18 protein-coding genes are annotated in these 16278 nt (G+C 43.7%); 4 read left to right on the top strand and 14 right to left on the bottom strand.

Annotation, left to right across the window (positions count from 1 at the left end):
- Positions 1–57 precede the first annotated feature (57 nt).
- Complete coding sequence (locus tag AC0J2F_RS05425) at positions 58–1641, bottom strand: 4Fe-4S binding protein (protein WP_473009175.1); 1584 nt, start codon at positions 1639–1641, stop codon at positions 58–60.
- Positions 1642–1643: 2 nt separating this feature from the next.
- Entirely contained in the window at positions 1644–2948 is a 1305-nt protein-coding gene (locus AC0J2F_RS05420; RefSeq protein ID WP_473009174.1) for an NAD(P)/FAD-dependent oxidoreductase, read from the bottom strand.
- A gap of 197 nt (positions 2949–3145) precedes the next feature.
- Here AC0J2F_RS05420 and AC0J2F_RS05415 point away from each other — a divergent pair, with 197 nt between their 5' ends.
- The 4 genes from AC0J2F_RS05415 (at position 3146) to AC0J2F_RS05400 (ending at position 7117) form a co-directional block, all read left to right on the top strand.
- Complete coding sequence (locus AC0J2F_RS05415) at positions 3146–3856, top strand: DUF547 domain-containing protein (RefSeq protein ID WP_473009173.1); 711 nt, start codon at positions 3146–3148, stop codon at positions 3854–3856.
- 83 nt (positions 3857–3939) lie between these two features.
- Complete coding sequence (locus tag AC0J2F_RS05410; protein WP_473009172.1) at positions 3940–4812, top strand: hypothetical protein; 873 nt, start codon at positions 3940–3942, stop codon at positions 4810–4812.
- 41 nt (positions 4813–4853) lie between these two features.
- Entirely contained in the window at positions 4854–5867 is a 1014-nt protein-coding gene (locus AC0J2F_RS05405) for a glycoside hydrolase family 113 (RefSeq protein ID WP_473009171.1), read from the top strand.
- Positions 5864–7117, top strand: coding sequence for a POTRA domain-containing protein (locus AC0J2F_RS05400; RefSeq protein WP_473009170.1), 1254 nt, complete (start codon positions 5864–5866; stop codon positions 7115–7117). Before AC0J2F_RS05405 ends, AC0J2F_RS05400 begins: the two co-directional genes overlap by 4 nt.
- An 18-nt stretch (positions 7118–7135) precedes the next feature.
- On the opposite strand, the gene AC0J2F_RS05395 is transcribed toward AC0J2F_RS05400, so the two are convergent.
- From AC0J2F_RS05395 to AC0J2F_RS05340, 12 genes are all read right to left on the bottom strand, one after another.
- Entirely contained in the window at positions 7136–7861 is a 726-nt protein-coding gene (locus tag AC0J2F_RS05395; RefSeq protein ID WP_374958372.1) for a TIGR04283 family arsenosugar biosynthesis glycosyltransferase, read from the bottom strand.
- Positions 7848–8660, bottom strand: coding sequence for a DUF547 domain-containing protein (locus AC0J2F_RS05390; RefSeq protein ID WP_473009169.1), 813 nt, complete (start codon positions 8658–8660; stop codon positions 7848–7850). Before AC0J2F_RS05390 ends, AC0J2F_RS05395 begins: the two co-directional genes overlap by 14 nt.
- 10 nt (positions 8661–8670) lie before the next feature.
- Positions 8671–9639 carry an arsenosugar biosynthesis arsenite methyltransferase ArsM gene (arsM, locus tag AC0J2F_RS05385; protein WP_473009168.1) on the bottom strand — a complete coding sequence of 323 codons (969 nt, stop codon included), beginning with the start codon at positions 9637–9639 and terminating at the stop codon, positions 8671–8673.
- Positions 9640–9718: 79 nt separating this feature from the next.
- Positions 9719–10531 carry a purine-nucleoside phosphorylase gene (locus AC0J2F_RS05380; RefSeq protein WP_473009167.1) on the bottom strand — a complete coding sequence of 271 codons (813 nt, stop codon included), beginning with the start codon at positions 10529–10531 and terminating at the stop codon, positions 9719–9721.
- Positions 10528–11142: a TIGR04282 family arsenosugar biosynthesis glycosyltransferase gene (locus AC0J2F_RS05375; RefSeq protein ID WP_473009166.1), complete on the bottom strand. Its 615-nt coding sequence runs from the start codon at positions 11140–11142 to the stop codon at positions 10528–10530. The genes AC0J2F_RS05380 and AC0J2F_RS05375 overlap by 4 nt, the downstream gene beginning before the upstream one ends.
- Entirely contained in the window at positions 11135–11638 is a 504-nt protein-coding gene (locus AC0J2F_RS05370) for a rhodanese-like domain-containing protein (RefSeq protein WP_473009165.1), read from the bottom strand. Before AC0J2F_RS05370 ends, AC0J2F_RS05375 begins: the two co-directional genes overlap by 8 nt.
- Entirely contained in the window at positions 11638–12693 is a 1056-nt protein-coding gene (gene arsS, locus AC0J2F_RS05365; protein WP_473009164.1) for an arsenosugar biosynthesis radical SAM (seleno)protein ArsS, read from the bottom strand. Before arsS ends, AC0J2F_RS05370 begins: the two co-directional genes overlap by 1 nt.
- Before the next feature lie 10 nt (positions 12694–12703).
- The gene (locus tag AC0J2F_RS05360) at positions 12704–13039 is read right to left on the bottom strand and encodes an arsenosugar biosynthesis-associated peroxidase-like protein (RefSeq protein ID WP_473009163.1); all 336 of its coding nucleotides are present in this window, start codon (positions 13037–13039) and stop codon (positions 12704–12706) included.
- A 135-nt stretch (positions 13040–13174) separates the two neighbouring features.
- Positions 13175–13924: a DUF481 domain-containing protein gene (locus AC0J2F_RS05355; RefSeq protein WP_473009162.1), complete on the bottom strand. Its 750-nt coding sequence runs from the start codon at positions 13922–13924 to the stop codon at positions 13175–13177.
- A gap of 41 nt (positions 13925–13965) precedes the next feature.
- Complete coding sequence (locus AC0J2F_RS05350) at positions 13966–14379, bottom strand: DUF6691 family protein (protein ID WP_473009161.1); 414 nt, start codon at positions 14377–14379, stop codon at positions 13966–13968.
- A 1-nt stretch (position 14380) separates the two neighbouring features.
- Complete coding sequence (locus AC0J2F_RS05345) at positions 14381–14938, bottom strand: YeeE/YedE family protein (protein ID WP_473009160.1); 558 nt, start codon at positions 14936–14938, stop codon at positions 14381–14383.
- 57 nt (positions 14939–14995) lie between these two features.
- Positions 14996–16255 carry an NAD(P)/FAD-dependent oxidoreductase gene (locus tag AC0J2F_RS05340; RefSeq protein WP_473009159.1) on the bottom strand — a complete coding sequence of 420 codons (1260 nt, stop codon included), beginning with the start codon at positions 16253–16255 and terminating at the stop codon, positions 14996–14998.
- Positions 16256–16278 lie beyond the last annotated feature (23 nt).

The raw sequence follows: 16278 nt of genomic DNA, 5'->3' as shown, positions 1-16278 counted from the left end.
TTAGACGATACGAAGCGTTGAGCCTAACGAAAGACCTGTGTTTTTTTACAACATTTATTATTTCTGATTTACTAAGGTCATAAGATCAACATCATTACCCAGCAAAACATCATTGGAGTTGATGCGACCTTTAGTATCTGCGTTCTCTAACTTAAGTACTCCGCGAGGGCATACTGCGGAGCAGATCCCGCAACCCACACAGCTGGCGCGTACAATATTAGCTCCTTTTTGAGCATAAGCCCGTACGTCTATGCCCATTTCGCAATAGGTGGAGCAATTTCCACAAGAAATACATTGCCCGCCGTTTGTAGTGATTCTGAATTTAGAGAAAAGACGCTGCTGTAGGCCTAGAATAGCCGCCATCGGGCAGCCCATTCTACACCAAACCCGGTTTCCAAAAATAGGGTAGAATCCTGTTCCTATCACACCACTAAATACAGATCCAATTAAGAATCCATAAGTAGATCGCACCTCATGAGTTTGAAATAGTAAAAGCGTATTGGTGGTCGAGCTGAAATGCAAGCCTATCAAGGCCAAAATGATCACTAGGTAACCAATTGCTCCATAGCGAGCATCCTTTTTAAGTTCGTGTCTTTTGTATTTCCAGATCAGCCCAAAGATCAGCGTTAGTACAACTCCAACGCTAATTAAAAAAGTACTTTGGCTAAACCAATATTTGCTGCCGTCTCCGAGGTATGAGTGAATTACACCTGTGGTGGTCACTACTGCAAAAACCAAGACCGAATGTACTACCCAACGCTCCACGCGCCAGGCCATTCTCGATTTATCGCTGAGTTGTCTAAAGGAGTCTCCCGCCGTTTCTGCCAAGCCTCCGCAACCACAAACCCAACTGCAGTACCAGCGTTTTCCGTAACGATAGGTAAGTATAGGGGTGATGACCAAAATAGTCGCAATTCCCCAGATAAGTAAGGTGAGGCCAAAACTGCCATTTATCAGTAAGGCATCCACATTCCATTGATCAAACAAATAATAGTTGAGTGGCCAAACGTTCTTAAGGTCGTAATAGGGTAGATCGCCGTTTAGACGCGCCATGATCTCAGGGATCAAAAACGCAAAGACCGTCTGAAAGAACATCACACTCCCGGTTCGGATCTTTTCGTAGGTATTGTGGCGGTATTTCCAGATGAATTTTATTCCAAAGGCCAAAATCGCCAAAGTGTAAAGCGTTCCGTATACAAACCACTGGCTGGCGGGTTGGCCTTTTAAGGCGTAGCTCAAAGGGTCAAAAAGTCCAATGAGTCCTGTGTTTTCTGCACCACCCGTACCTTGCCCTAAAAGCTCAGCAAAAAAGTAAAGTACAATATAGAATCCGGTTAAACTGATCCCGGCTACCCAAGCCCAAAAACCTCGGTTAGAGATAGATTTTAACCAAACGCCGTGGTTTTTTATTCCTGGTAAGGTGTCTTTGTACAAAGACTTGCTATACACCAATATACCTCCACCTATAGATAATAAGGCTAGGGTAAGCCACAAGCCTTGGTTGGGTAAGCTCACATTGAAGGTTGCCAAAGTGAGGATGCCCAAACCGAATAAACCGAGTAGGGTGCCTATTTTTTGTCCTGTTTTCATGGCTACTGGAGGCCCTCCGGCTAAGCTCATGGATTTATCGACTCTACTCATGATTATGCGGTTTGTAATTGATTGGCAAATGCCTTATTAATACTGTTTTCAAAATATGCAAAGAACTCCGGGTCAAAGTTTGCTTGTTTGAGATTGGCCATCACGTAATCTACATCACGTGCTTCCGTAAGCCAGCGGTCAAACACATCGTGTCGCATGCGGATCCCAAAAGTGTTGATCCCTAAGAAGAGTCTACTGTCTTTGTGGTAGGCCACGGTAATGCATTTGGTGTCATCTTGGTGGGTCCAATGAAAATGTTGCTCGTAGTCTTTTTTGTTGCGTTCGCTAAAGACCCAGCCGTAAGTTTGGTATTCGATATCAAAGAATTTAGCCGAATTAAACCAATGACCGGGCTTGTACTCGGTTGGGTTGCCACAAAGGGTTTGCGCCAAAACTTCGCCCATCATGCGACCTGTATACCAAACCGCTTCAATAGGGCGTCTGTTCCCTATAGCTTCACGTTGCTCAGCGCAGTCGCCAATTGCGTAAACATCCTTGGCCGAAGTTTCTAAAAGGCGATTGACCTTAATACCTCGACCTAATTCAATGCCGCTGTCTTTTAAAAAGTCAATATTGGGAGAAACCCCAGCCGTAAGACCTACGAGGTCACAGGTCAGCTCTTCTCCGGTTTCTTCTATTACAACAGCTCGGGCACGGCCGTGCTCGTCCGATAAGATCTCCCTCAGGTTACTAGCCAGTCGTAGATCTATATGGTGATTTTTAATATGTCGGTTGATCATTGCACTCTCGCCGCTCGGCAGAACGCCGTTCCAAAAACTATCCTCTCGAACTAAAAAGGTGACTGGAATACCTCGAGTACTGAGCATTTCTGCCAGTTCTATACCAATGAGTCCTCCTCCCACAATGACAGCTCGTTTGCAAACTTCTTTGTTTGGTGCATTAACTTCTAAAAGGTCTAGATCTTGTTTGGAATACAAGCCTTGAACTCCTTGTAGGTCTTGTCCGGGCCAACCAAACTTGTTCGGTTTTGAGCCAGTGGCTAACACCAGTTTGTCGTAATTCAAAGAACTGCCGTCTGCAAATTGCAAGCTCTTGTTTGCCGTGTCTACGGATTCCACAAAGCCGCGTTTAAGTTCAATTCGATTTTCCTTCCAGAACCAATCCTCGTAGGGTTTGGTGTGCTCGTATTTCATGTGTCCCATATAAATGTACATGAGCGCTGTACGTGAAAAGAAGTGGTCGGTTTCGCCGGAGATGACCGTGATCTTATTATCAGATAATTTGCGCACATGCCGTGCGGTAGTAATGCCGGAGATCCCGTTACCAATAATTACGATATGTTCCATACTGTTGAGTTAGTTGTGCGATCAGTCGTACTTAAAGTTAGCAACATTACACAGATCAGCAATTTAGAATGGCTTTAAATTTTGTTGGTGACTGTAAGGTTTTGGAATTTCTTGTTTCAGAATTTTTTTTGGATTTCTGTGTAAGTAATCAAATCAAGGCTTCGACCTAAAGGACATCAAAACCAAAAAAATAGACTATGATCTCACTGCGATATATCACTTTTTTATGGCTCATGCTACCCGGTCTATCGGTGGCACAAACAGCCGATTTCTTTGCTAAGGCAGATGCATTTTTTAATGCGCATGTTGCCAATGGAAAAGTAGATTATAAGGGCATTGCTGCGGATGCGACCGAGCTAGATGCCCTACTGAGCATTGCCGCTGAGATAAGCGTGAATCCATCCGCAGCAAATACCTATCAAGCCTTTTGGATAAACGCATACAATCTTGCTGTGATTAAGGGAATTGTTACCAATTACCCCATCAATTCGCCCCTTGATAAAGCCGGATTCTTTGACAAGACCAAATACAATTTAGGTGGTGAAAAGATAACCTTAAACGATATTGAAAACAATAAATTACGCGCTGTATTCAAAGATGCACGTGTACATTTTGTACTGGTTTGTGGTGCCCAAGGATGCCCCCCGCTGATTAGCAAAGCCTACACTTCCAACAATGTGGAATCTCTTTTACAACAGCAAACAGAGCTGGCGGTAAACAATCCGGATTTCATCAGAATAAAAGGAAAGAAGGTAGGCGTCTCTGAGATTTTTAAATGGTACCAGGAAGATTTTGTGACGCAGGAGCAAACCCTGATCGGGTTTTTGAACAAGTACCGAACTACCCCCATCGCGGAGAGAGCCAAAGTTGGCTACTATAGCTATGACTGGCGCCTGAACGCTCAATAATACATTTTTTAAGTCTTCTGTGTGTTCAAGGGTTTGATACAATAACTCTTGAACCACAAGAAGCACAAACTAAAAGAACAACTATGCAAAAGAAAATAATGCTAACGGTCTTCTTAGGCCTTATTAGCCTTGGCTTAACGGCTCAAGATGACGAACAAACAGCGGGGTCCGTTATACAAACCTTAACCCCATCAAAATTAATTGGAAAGGGCCAGTATGACCTCAAATGGTTCAACAACCTTTACACTCAAACAGAAAGTACCTTTACCGATGGCGCGGAGCCTCGTGAAACTTTCTTCACTTCAACCTTAGAAGCCTATACAGGTATCGGTGAGAACCGCCGTTGGAATCTCGGGGTGATCTTGGAGTTTAGAAGTAATGTGATTGCAGATCGCAGCGCCTTAGAGGTCTTTCAGTTCGATGGAGAACGCGCAACGGCTCGTAGTGGTTTCACCTCCATTGTGCCTTCTGTGAAATTTGTACCGCTTAAGAATGTCAATAACTTCTCTATTCAGAGTTCCTTTTTTATCCCTTTAGTAGATAATGAGGTAGAAGAGGGAGTCTTTTTAGATCAAGATGGTTTCATCTGGCAGAATCGATTCTTTTATGACTATACATTTCCTGGAGGAGATTGGCAGTTATTTACAGAACTGAATTCTGAATTGAACTTTGGTGATAAGGATGCAAGTTTTGCTAATAACAGTTTGAGACTAACTCCTGGAATATTCTTGAGTTATTTCCCGAGCAGTAAATTCACCGTACTTGCCTTGGCGCAACACTCGCAACTAATTGATCTGGGGAGTAATTTTTCGCAAGACTTTACTGCGCTTGGCGGCGGACTAAAATACCAATTGACCCAAGAGCTCAACGTAGAGGCTTTGTACACCAACTTTGTAAGAGGTAACGATACAGGCCTTGGGGAAACCTTTAATATTGGGTTAAGAGCCGTGTTTTAACCGAGGGAGTTTTGTAAATTCATATGCTAATAAAATTGCAGATGGCCCATACACTTAAAATTTTTATCATCGGATTGATAGGTGCTGTGACCTTGTCCTGCGCCCAAGAGCAACGCAAATTAATTAATGGTGTTAGTTATGTAGCGGCAAGAAATCCGACAGACAATAGTGAGGTAAAGCACGTTTTAGATGTGAATGCCAATTTTGCTGCGGTGATGCCCTTTGGTTTTATCCGCAGTTTAGATACACCAACTATTATCCACAATACCGAAAGGCAGTGGTTTGGTGAAACTCGGGCAGGAGCAACTCAGTATATAAAAGTGCTTAAAGAAAATGGCATAAAGGTCATGGTCAAACCACAGATCTGGATTTGGCGTGGCGAGTTTACGGGCTTTATGAAAATGAAGACAGAAGCAGATTGGAAAACCTTAGAGGATTCTTACCGTTCCTTTGTACTCGAGTATGCTCAAATGGCTGCAGAAACTGGAGCCGAGTTATTCTGTATAGGTACTGAGTTGGAGCAGTTCATCGTTAACCGACCTGATTTTTGGAATGCGCTAATCACAGAGATCAAAGCGATCTACAAGGGTAAACTCACCTATGCCGCCAATTGGGACGAATACAAACGGGTGCCTTTTTGGAATCAACTGGATTACGTAGGTGTTGATGCTTATTTTCCCGTATCGGAGAGTAAAACGCCAACCGTAGAAGAAGCCAAAGTCGGCTGGCAAAGGTGGAAGCAGGAATTGGCTTCGGTCAGTGCTGCTGTAGGACGACCTGTACTTTTTACGGAGTACGGTTACCGTTCTACGGATTTTTCTGGGAAAGAGCCGTGGGATAGCGATCACACCAAGACCACGGTGAATTTAGAAGCGCAAACAAATACTACGCAGGCACTATTTGAATCGGTATGGTCAGAAAGCTGGTTCGCGGGAGGTTTTATCTGGAAATGGTTCACCTTTGACGAGCGCATAAAAGGCACAGAAGACAGTCAATTCACACCTCAGAATAAACCTGTAGAAAAGATTATTCAACAACAGTACGCCAATCAGTGAGATCCTTAATCTGCATTGCAGTTCTTTTATTCTCGTTTCAAAGCTTCGCACAGGAGGTCTCCGAGATCGTCTTTCAAGAAAATAAACGTTCTAAAACGGCCTTTTTACAGAATTTGGTGGAGCTAAGACCAGGAATGACTCTAGATTCTACTCAGCTAGAACGCGACGTGAATTTTATGATCCGCTTAGCGGGTGTTTCACACGCCTATTATCAGGTTTATCCTACAGCAGACGGGACCGTCAAAGTGGTATACGGAGTACAAGATAATTTTACCCTTATTCCGCAGCTCAATGTTTACACCACCAACGACGATGAATTTGCCTATCGAGTAGGATTATACGAATACAATTTTCTAGGTAGAAATATTACCGTCGGTGGATTCTACCAAGATGATATTTTTTCTTCCTTCGGATTGAATTTTAGAGCGCCGAATTTATTTTCGCGTAAGTTTGGTCTGGCTTTGAATTATGGAGATATCACCACCCTAGAACCGGTTTTTTTGGATTCCGGGGATGCAGACTACCGCTACAACAACACCTCTATAGAGGCATTGGCTTTATACCAGTTTAACTTCTTCCATTCGGCCCAATTGGGGATCAATTTCTTTAATGAAGATTATGACTATGTATCAGGAGCAACACAAACTGGGATCCCCTTAGATTTTGATGTAGACAAGGTACTTTTTAAAGGTATTTATGAATACCGTAATGTCGATTTCTATTTTCAGTATTTGGAAGGATTTCGCAGCATGCTCAATTTGCAATACGTTGTGAGTTCAGAACCAGTTTTACCAGATTTCTTTATCGGTTGGAACGATTTTATCTACTACAAACGCGTGGGTGAGCTCGGCAACTGGGCCTCGCGATTGCGAGTTGGTCTAGCGTCAAATGACGAATCACCTTTTGCTCCTTTTGCTGTAGATAACAACTTGAACATACGCGGGGTGGGAAACATCATTGACCGAGGTACTGGGGTTATTGTGCTCAATACAGAATACCGCCACACCCTTATCGACAAAGACTGGTTCGTCTTGCAAGGAAATGTCTTTGTCGACAGTGGGAGTTGGCGTAACCCGGGGGGAGACCTAAGCGATTTTGGCGATAGTCAAAACTTAAGGATCTATCCTGGAGTCGGACTTAGATTCATGCACAAACGCATCTTTAATGCCATATTTCGTATCGATTACGGCTACGGGATAACCGACAAAGCCACCCGAGGGTTTGTGTTCGGGATAGGTCAATACTTTTAGGATAGACATTTTGGCTGCTCAGGCCAGATGTTTTTTGTAATAACTATATAATTTCTCTGGTCCGGCGCCGCGTCTGTGTTTTAAATAGATCATCCAGAAGTGATATTGCAAACGCCAAATACCTGTTTTTTCATAACGCCGGCAAGAGGTGGTCAAGGTTTTTTGAATTACGGTAAACTCTCCGCGCTCGTATAAAGCAGCTATCAGCATATTGTCTTCAAAGATCCTGTAAGATTCATCAAAGCCACCAATATTTTCGAACAATTCACGGCTTATAAATTGACTCTGATCTCCCCCGCGACAGATCTTCCAATTAAAGCGAGTAAACCAGCCTGCTAGGCGTAACCACCAGTGTGAAGAATTGAACTGCATTCTAAAACAGCCGGCGCGATTGCCTTTCGCTATTTGCTCTAAGATCAATGCGTCAAAACCAACAGGAGGAAAACTATCTGCATGTAAAAAGTAAAAGATCTCACCCTTTGCCCAGCGAGCACCGGTGTTCATTTGCGCTGCTCTTCCTGTGGTCTGAGATTGGATCCAATCTACCCGAATCTCCGGATGTAACCCTTTATACCTGTCAAACTCCAGTTTGCTGTTATCGCTACTGCCTCCATCGACCACTAAGATCTCCGCTTGTAACGGAAAGCTCATATGTGGATACAAATGCTGCAGTAGCGTAAAGAGGTGTTCCTCTTCATTCAGTACTGGGATGATAATGCTTAATCTGGGCTTATTGCTGTTCATTGAGCGACCAATCGTATTCTAAAAATTGCAGCTCGGTTTCTGGAGCGATCTTTACCTCGCTGTAAGAATTTATGAATTCTTTGACGCTACCCACTCCATGGACCAAATAATCTTTGGCATACCAGTTGAAAAGCTGGGATACTCTGACCTCATTACTGCTGATCTGGTTACGTTCAGAATTGATAAACTCCGCAGTAACACGTTCTAACTGTTCGTCTATACGAGCAGCGGTAAAAGCTTCATTGAGCAATTTTGGACAGGAGAAAGAGGCGCAGTTTATTGCAAAGTGTATGCGCGGCTCATTCATCTTTCTAAGCAAACTGTTTTCAATACCTCCTAAGCTTAGCTTCTTGTCACCAACCGGAACAAAGGCTTTAGTCCAAGGTCCGTCCAGATCTTTTATGCTCGCCGTAGGATAATTATCAACTATGAGTTTAATGGTATAGGCATTGTACAGATTGATGTAATATGCCAGTTGCTCCTGAACAGACCAAGTGTCATCTGGAACAAAGGTGGACAGGTAATTGCAATAGGTATTGAGCAAATGGCTGTCTTTCTTAAAGCCTTTGTAATCGACAAATCCGTCTTCGTCCACGTGTTTTTTAAGCAATTCTGTCCAATTGCCGTGGTAGAGGTTTTGGGAAGATTGGAGTGGGGCTGCTGTCAAGTTTGCCGGCGCTTTCTTGGCCGATAGTCCTTGTTTGCTAAGCCCCGCAGCGCTTAAAAGTCCACAGGATTGAAAGCTCATGACCAAAAGGCCAAGTGTGGTAATTTTTAAAAGTAGGTTGGCAAATCTCATGGGGTTCTGTTTAGCAGCATCCGCCGCCGTCGTAATGCCAAGTAGACTCACTAATAAAGATATCGTCTCTACCTAAGGCCGCTAAATTTCCAGCAGTCTTATCGCAAACAGCTATGGGTTGATTTTTAAGTAGGATATGACCTTGCTTATCGTCAAGGTAATCTTCCTCTCCAAAGTAAATAGCAGCTTTCCCGGTAAAGACACAGGGGCCGTCGGCCGGCATAGGGTCCTTAATGGCTGCAACTTCTATACTCTCTATATAGATGAGTTCGTCTGTCGGATAGTTCTTCGGATCCAAAATGCGATACGGTTTACGCGCTCTTATTTCAATAGTTCCAAAACCTGCATCGGTCAAAGCCTTTACATAGTCCGAAATTGGCAAACTTCCGCTCAAGCAGAGCGCTCTTAGTCGCTCGTCATTGCGCAGGGTTTGGTTCATGGGTTGCTCACAAGTAGGGTCACTCATCACCAAGCGACCGTGTGGTTTTAACACCCGATACATTTCTGCAATGGCTTTTTTAAGGTCTTCTTCTTTAAAGATGTTGAACAAGCAGTTTTGAGCGGCCACATCTACACTGTTATCTTCTAGTGGTAAATTCATAGCGTCGCCTTTGCGCAATTCTACGAACTCACTTTTGAACCACGGATTTTGCGCTTCTGCTTCTACAAAGTTCTTTTTGGAGGCTTCTAGCATCTCATCTACCACATCGACACCAATTACGCCTCCTTTCTGACGCGAAAAATAACTGAACTGTAAAAGCTCCATTCCGCCTCCAACACCTACATAAAGTATCTTCGGATTGTTAACCAGGTCACGGGCATGAACGGTGCTTCCACAACCGTAATTCATCTCTTGCATGATCTTGGGGATCTTAAGTCCCGGCAACTCCCAAATGGGATTGGTAGTACAGCAAAGCCCAACATCTGGGGTCAAGGCTGCTTCTTTATATACATCGTGGGTGGTGTCTAAATAACTCATATATGTTTTGATTAGAACCGAGCTCGGTTCATTTTATGTCGCTTATATTTTTATTTCCTTACTTGAGGATCGTTTTCTTTTAGAGTGTTTCAATTAGGCCTTTAAATAAGGCTATCATGTCTGGTTCGGCTTTTTCTGCCATGGCAATGATATCTGGAATATCTACTGGCTGTAAATTGTCCGGGTCGCATTCATCGGTCAGTACTGAAACAGCAATGACCGGCAATCGCAAATGATTAGCAACGATTACCTCTGGCACGGTACTCATACCAACAGCGTCGGCGCCAATGATCTTGAGGTAACGGTATTCTGCCCGGGTTTCCAATTGAGGGCCAACCACACTGGCATAAACGCCCTTATGCAGTTGAATTCCGCTTTGCTCGGCAAGGGATTCCAGGGTATTGTTCATGCCCTTGTCATAAGGAGCCGCCATATCTACAAAACGATCGCCCAATTGATCAACTCCGTTAAAGGCCAGGGGAGATCCGCCCTGCAAATTGATATGGTCGTCAATAAGCATTAATTCTCCCTTTTTAAAGTTGAGGTTAATGGCTCCTGCGGCATTAGAAACCAATAGTCTTTTGATTCCTAGAGCATGCATGATTCGAACACCATAGGTAACATCTTGCAAGGTGTAGCCCTCATAAACGTGAAAGCGTCCTTGCATAACAATGACCTTTTTGCCGGCTAGTTTTCCGTAAAGCAGCTTCCCTTTGTGAAAGGCAACAGTAGCTGTAGGGAAATTGGGAATAAGATTGTAAGACACCTCGGCCTCTATAGCTATATGCTCCGGAAGTCGTTCCAAGCCTGTACCTAAAATGATCCCGATCTCCGGGTTTTCGAAACCTTTGGTCTTTAAGAATTTTGTGGTCTCTTCTATCAAATTGATCATAGCAAATGTTTTGGTATAAAGGGTTTGAATTCTGGCTTGTCTTTTATGTCCTCAAAATAATCAATATCATTGCGAACAGGCAATTTTCCTAGTTTTTTCTCCCCCAGGTCGTTCAGGGTATCCTTATATACGGTGTCGGTACCCCAATTTTTGTTTTTAAAGAGCTGCGGATGCATTTCGGTCAGGCCTAAAAAATAGTAGCCTCCATCATGGGCAGGGCCTAAGACCACCTCGTGATCTTGGAGCATTTCCAACCCGCGTATCAGATCTTCAGATCGCAGATCAAACAGATCACTGCCTATCACAGCAACGCGAGAATAACCCTTGCTAAATAGCAGTTCAAAAGCCGCTTGCATCTTCTGACCTAAATCTCCTGATACCTGTACTTCTTTTTTAAATATAGTTTCGTTCCAGCGGTCGTCTCTATGGAGCTGCTCCGAATAGAACACATAACGATCAAACGGCAGTTCTTCTGTAATAGCAACTGTGTGGTCTAGCAAGAATTTATAGACCTCTAAGGCATTGGCATCGCCAATGGTAGCAGCTAAACGGGTCTTACACTTTCCAAGTTCCGGATTTCGCGTGAATATGATTAAAGCTGCATCAGTCATGAACCGGAATTCCACGAGTTAACCATCGGCCCCAATCCGGACCGTAAACATGAACTTTCCCTGTGGGCTGGCCATTTCTGTCGTAGACTACGAAATCTGCGTTCTTCCACGATAAGATGCCACCTTTCAGATTATAGACATTTTGGAAACCTTTTTTAAGCAGTATTTCGCCTATATCTTCGGACCGAACCCCAACAGTACAGTACACGATGATCTTGTCTGCCTGTTCTAAGGTTTGCCTCGGAAGCTCGTCCGCATCAAAATCATCATAACCCACAAATATAGCTTGTGGTAAATGGCTGGTCTCGAATTCTTCAACTTCTCGAGCATCTAGAAAAATTACCTTATCGTCTGTGCTCCAAGCTGCAGCGGCCTCTTGAGCTGTGATATAAGGGACAGAGCCTTTGTTGTATTTATCCAAGAGCTCATCCCAGTCTTGTTGTGCAAAAACTACAGGGCCAATGGCAAGCAAGAATAAGATCAGTATATTTTTCATTAGGCAACAGTTCCCTGACAACTACTCCCGGCGCCTGCGGTACATCCGTAGCAATGCTGAGAGATCACAATGTTTCTATTCTGAAGCAGATCTTCGTTGTAATCAGAGATATGCTTCACTTTGGAATTGACCGGGAGGCCTAACATCTGATTAAAATCACAATCGTAAAGATAACCGTCCCAACTTACCGAAAGGGTATTGGTACACATCACATTGGCCACCGCTGATGGGTTAAAGGCATCGACCAATTGGTACATATAATCTTCGTAATTCTCAGAGGCGATCAGATAGTCCAAAAAGCGAGAAATAGGCAAATTAGTTATGGCAAAAAGGTTGTGAAATTGTATGTCAAAGTCTTCTAATAAGGCCTTTTTAAAATCCTTTTCCATACTTGCCTGATCTCCCGGCAAAAAAGCACCAGAAGGGTTATAGACCAAGTCCAAGCGCAAAGAGCTATCGGGCATTCCGTAGCCTCTGTCATTGAGTTCTTGAAGGGCTTTAATGGATTTGTCAAAAACTCCATCTCCACGCTGCTTATCGGTTTTTCCACGGGTCCAGTGCGGCATGGAAGAAACTACGTGTATGTTGTGTTTTTTAAAGAAATCCGGTAGGTCGTAATACTTTTTATTAGCGCGGATAATTGTCAAGTTAGAACGCACTATAAAATCCTTGATTCCGGCTTTAGCGGCTTCTTCTACAAACCATCTGAAGTCTGGATTCATCTCCGGAGCTCCTCCGGTCAGATCTAAGGTGTGAGCTCCAGTATTGCGAATCACCTCCAAACACTGCTGCATGGTCTCGCGCGTCATGATCTCCTTTCGGTCTGGTCCGGCGTCTACGTGACAGTGCTCGCAGACCTGATTGCACATATAACCTACATTGATCTGAAGGATTTCCAATTTATTAGGACGCAAAGGGAATTGCCCCACAGTCTTTATTTTTTCGGCAAAGGTGGGCAGTTCTCCATCGGCAAAGATTCCGTTGGACAAAAGTTCCAATTGCCTTTGGGCATTGGCCAATTCGCTTTCGCGTTTCTTTAAGGATTTTGTCGCCATAAAGGGTAAGCTACATGCTTAGTTTATTGTATTTGTTCATCATTTGAACACCGTGGACCAAAGTGGCTCCGCTCTCAATGGCCGCCCCGGCATGCACAGCTTCCATCATCTCTTCTTTGGTAATGCCTCTTTGCAATCCGTCTTTAGTGTAGGCGTCTATGCAATATGGACATTTTACCACATGACTAACGGCCAAGGCAATTAGTGATTTTTCACGTGCCGTAAGGGCTCCCTCTTCAAACACCTTTCCGTAGTAATTGAAGAATTTAGTTCCCAGTTCTTCACTCCATTCGGTGATCTTTCCAAATTTGCGCAGATCGGCCGGATCGTAATATGAATTTGCCATAATGTCTATTTATAAGATATACGAGATTTAGCTCGCTCTGGTTTTGTAATTTGTAAAGATACAAAGGTAGTCTCGCTATTTGGCACTCCCTTACGTCTGCGGGCTGTCTTTTTTTGTTTTTTCTGCGGATGCGAATCAGTTAAATGTATAGGTGAGTCCACTGCTGAGTCTGTATTGTGAATTCGGTATGCCCAAAGCTGGAAACGCATCGTAAATAAACACATAAGTGGTGTTGAATTTAACATTCTCATATATGGTAAATACCAAACTGGTCTCGCTAGACACCCGATGATCTCGCCACTTGTCTACCTGCGGTTGATAGTAAGTCGTGCTCACTACACTAATATTGTCTGTCGGATACAGACTAAAGGACAAATAGGAACTCAATCTAAAATCTTTTTGTGTAGGGGTTACTCCGTCCGCAACTTCTTCGTATTCAAACATCAACAAACTTCCTAAGTAGAACTTGTATTTTTCAGAGGTGGTAAGTTTATAGCGCATCCCGCTACCGGCCAAACCTCTAAAATCAATCTTGGCCACTCGGTTGTATTGTCCTTGTACAAAGGCTTCCCATGCCCAACGGTCTGCAAATCTGTTGTTGTATCGAAAGTGCTGAATGCCGCTGTTAAAGAAATCTTCGTTGTCTACCTTTTGAAAAACAATCTGGTTCTTAACCAAGAACAAATGCTTGTTCTTCTTGTATTGCAAGTGAATGTCAGATCCTAGACTAATCTGTTCCGTAACGTTCCGCGCTAAAGAAAAATTCACAGTAGCAGCCCCTGACCAACCAGAAGTATCGGTTACTTTTCGCAGGGATTCCGCATTTAGAATTTGAGCTTGTGCACTGAAACAGCACAGTAAAATCAAGAATGGCAGCTTTTTCATTTTGATGTTTGGTTTACTGCCAAAGTACTAAATTCCTCTGTTTAGTGTGGTAGTTTATCTCTGAGGAGTCCGTAAACGAAGGTTCCGGCTATACCGCTCAAGATCACTATGATCAGGCTTAAATATCCACTACCTAACAAGGTGAACATTGGGCCAGGACATGCCCCTGCGAGCGCCCATCCTAAGCCAAAGATAATACCACCTAAGATATAGCTGTATTTGCGTTTTTCTTTGTCGGCAAAAGTGATCGGGTTGCCGTTATAGCCTTTTAGTTTTTTTCTTTTAATGATCTGAACCACTATTACACCCAGGCCAACAGCTGTGCCAATTATGCCGTACATGTGAAAGGACTCAAAATGAAACATTTCAAATATTCGGAACCAAGAAGCTGCTTCCGATTTGAATAAGGTGATACCCAATAAGATCCCGACTACTAAGAAATATAGACTGCGCATATTAGAAAAGTATTGGGAAAATTAAGTGAATCATAGTGAGGCCTCCAATAAAGAAACCGATCACTGCTAAAAGTGAGGGGAGTTGTAAATTGCTCAGCCCGGAAATTGCATGTCCAGAGGTACATCCACCAGCATAGCGGGCTCCAAAGCCTACCAAGAAACCACCCAAGATCAAGAAAAGTAGGGCTTTAGGTTCCGTTAAGGCATCCATTCCGAATAAAAATTCGGGCAGGTAAGCTTCTTTTGCATCAGTGATGCCATACTGGTTGAGCAGCGCTGCGGTATCGTCAGAAACTGCCACAGCAGTATCCTTACTAAGCAGATTGGCGCCTATGAATCCGCCAATTATGGTACCTACCATTACCCAGAGGTTCCAGCGCTGTTCTTTCCAGTTAAAATTGAAAAATGAGGCTCTCTTGTTGGCGCCACACATGGTGCAGAGGGTTCTAAAATTCCCAGAAACGCCAAAACTCTTGTTTCCCCATAAAAGAAGGGCCATGACCCCGGTGATCAAAATACCCGAAATGTACCAGGGCCATGGTTCCAAAAATGCATTCATATCCATACAGATTTTTACAAAATTAATTCCTGTGTCGGAAGCCGAAAGTAACTTAGGTTACACTTCTGCTCCTCGCATCATTTTGTTCCAGTAAAGATAGGGTAAGCCATACTTTTTAAGCATCCATAAACGCCAGTGCTCTTTAGCGCTGTCAAAGACCAACATCTGCTTGAGTTTTGGGTCTGGAATAAAGTTCCCGTCATAGTCGAACTCGGCTAAAACCATTTTGCCGTAACCAGTCACCAAAGGACATGAGGAGTAGCCATTATAGCTCTTTTGACTCTCTTGCTGCTTGTTTAACAAGCGTAAAACACGGTCTACCACAACTGGAACCTGCTTTCTAATTGCCGCTCCCGTTTTTGCAGTTGGTAAGCCAGCTGCATCTCCCAAGCCAAAGATATTCTCAAAGCGCTTGTGCTGTAGGGTGAACTGATCTACCTCTAGCCACCCGGCATCGTTAGCAAGTACCGAATCTTTGATGAATTTAGGGGCGGTCTGAGGTGGCGCCAAATGCAAGAAGTCAAACGGCACGCTAACTAGCTGCTCGTCCAGCTGTTTTTCGCCCAGAATATTGTTAGGGTCTATTTGTGGTTTTTCACCTTGACCAACGCGTTTAAAGATGATTTCTTTTTTAGCCACATCTATTTTGTGCGGCGCGTAAAAGGGTTTAAAGTGAATTCCGTATTTGTCGATCACCTTCTCTAAGGTCTCTCGAATAGGTTTCACCCCAAAGATCACTGAGCCCGGTGTAGCGAAAACTACATTGGTTTTATCTAACAGTCCTCGCTTTCTCAAATAGTCAGAAGACATATAGGCTGTTTTCTGTGGTGCTCCACCACATTTGATCGGGGTAGCCGGTTGGGTGAAAACTGCGTTTCCTCCCTTGAATTTTTTGAGCTGTTCCCAAACGTATTTGGGATCGGTATAGTTACTACATGCAAGACCGGCATCAAAGGCTTCCTGTAATCCTTCAATTAGGCTATTGTCCATTACAAGACCTGGAGCTACAATGAGATAGTCATAGCTAATGTCTCCGGATTCTTTAGTGCTAACTGTGCTTTTCTCTGGAGAGAAAGTAGTCGCGTAGTCACGTATCCAACTGCTCCCTTTCGGGATCACAGATGACATTGGTCTTTTGGTCTTCTCATAATCGTAGGTCCCTGCTCCAACCAAGGTCCAAGCCGGTTGGTAGTAGTGAAACTCTGCAGGTTCAATAATGGCAATGTCGAGGTTCTTATCCTTGCGCAGAAGTTGCGCTGCAGTCATGATCCCGGCAGTTCCTCCGCCAATGATCACAATTTGATGGTGTGTACTCATCGCGTAATGTTTAGTTAGTTGTT

Source organism: Gilvibacter sp. CC01 (assembly GCF_055755295.1).
This window is presented reverse-complemented; position numbering and strand designations above follow the sequence as displayed.

What these genes read in the sequence shown, in the direction of transcription:
- AC0J2F_RS05415 (WP_473009173.1), top strand. Translation starts at nt 3,146, where the DNA reads ATGATCTCACTGCGATATATCACTTTTTTATGGCTCATGCTACCCGGT.
- AC0J2F_RS05425 (WP_473009175.1), bottom strand. Translation starts at nt 1,641, where the DNA reads ATGAGTAGAGTCGATAAATCCATGAGCTTAGCCGGAGGGCCTCCAGTA.
- AC0J2F_RS05355 (WP_473009162.1), bottom strand. Translation starts at nt 13,924, where the DNA reads ATGAAAAAGCTGCCATTCTTGATTTTACTGTGCTGTTTCAGTGCACAA.
- AC0J2F_RS05420 (WP_473009174.1), bottom strand. Translation starts at nt 2,948, where the DNA reads ATGGAACATATCGTAATTATTGGTAACGGGATCTCCGGCATTACTACC.
- AC0J2F_RS05340 (WP_473009159.1), bottom strand. Translation starts at nt 16,255, where the DNA reads ATGAGTACACACCATCAAATTGTGATCATTGGCGGAGGAACTGCCGGG.
- AC0J2F_RS05345 (WP_473009160.1), bottom strand. Translation starts at nt 14,938, where the DNA reads ATGAATGCATTTTTGGAACCATGGCCCTGGTACATTTCGGGTATTTTG.
- AC0J2F_RS05380 (WP_473009167.1), bottom strand. Translation starts at nt 10,531, where the DNA reads ATGATCAATTTGATAGAAGAGACCACAAAATTCTTAAAGACCAAAGGT.
- arsM (WP_473009168.1), bottom strand. Translation starts at nt 9,639, where the DNA reads ATGAGTTATTTAGACACCACCCACGATGTATATAAAGAAGCAGCCTTG.
- arsS (WP_473009164.1), bottom strand. Translation starts at nt 12,693, where the DNA reads ATGGCGACAAAATCCTTAAAGAAACGCGAAAGCGAATTGGCCAATGCC.
- AC0J2F_RS05410 (WP_473009172.1), top strand. Translation starts at nt 3,940, where the DNA reads ATGCAAAAGAAAATAATGCTAACGGTCTTCTTAGGCCTTATTAGCCTT.
- AC0J2F_RS05350 (WP_473009161.1), bottom strand. Translation starts at nt 14,379, where the DNA reads ATGCGCAGTCTATATTTCTTAGTAGTCGGGATCTTATTGGGTATCACC.
- AC0J2F_RS05405 (WP_473009171.1), top strand. Translation starts at nt 4,854, where the DNA reads ATGGCCCATACACTTAAAATTTTTATCATCGGATTGATAGGTGCTGTG.
- AC0J2F_RS05390 (WP_473009169.1), bottom strand. Translation starts at nt 8,660, where the DNA reads ATGAGATTTGCCAACCTACTTTTAAAAATTACCACACTTGGCCTTTTG.
- AC0J2F_RS05395 (WP_374958372.1), bottom strand. Translation starts at nt 7,861, where the DNA reads ATGAACAGCAATAAGCCCAGATTAAGCATTATCATCCCAGTACTGAAT.
- AC0J2F_RS05370 (WP_473009165.1), bottom strand. Translation starts at nt 11,638, where the DNA reads ATGAAAAATATACTGATCTTATTCTTGCTTGCCATTGGCCCTGTAGTT.
- AC0J2F_RS05375 (WP_473009166.1), bottom strand. Translation starts at nt 11,142, where the DNA reads ATGACTGATGCAGCTTTAATCATATTCACGCGAAATCCGGAACTTGGA.
- AC0J2F_RS05360 (WP_473009163.1), bottom strand. Translation starts at nt 13,039, where the DNA reads ATGGCAAATTCATATTACGATCCGGCCGATCTGCGCAAATTTGGAAAG.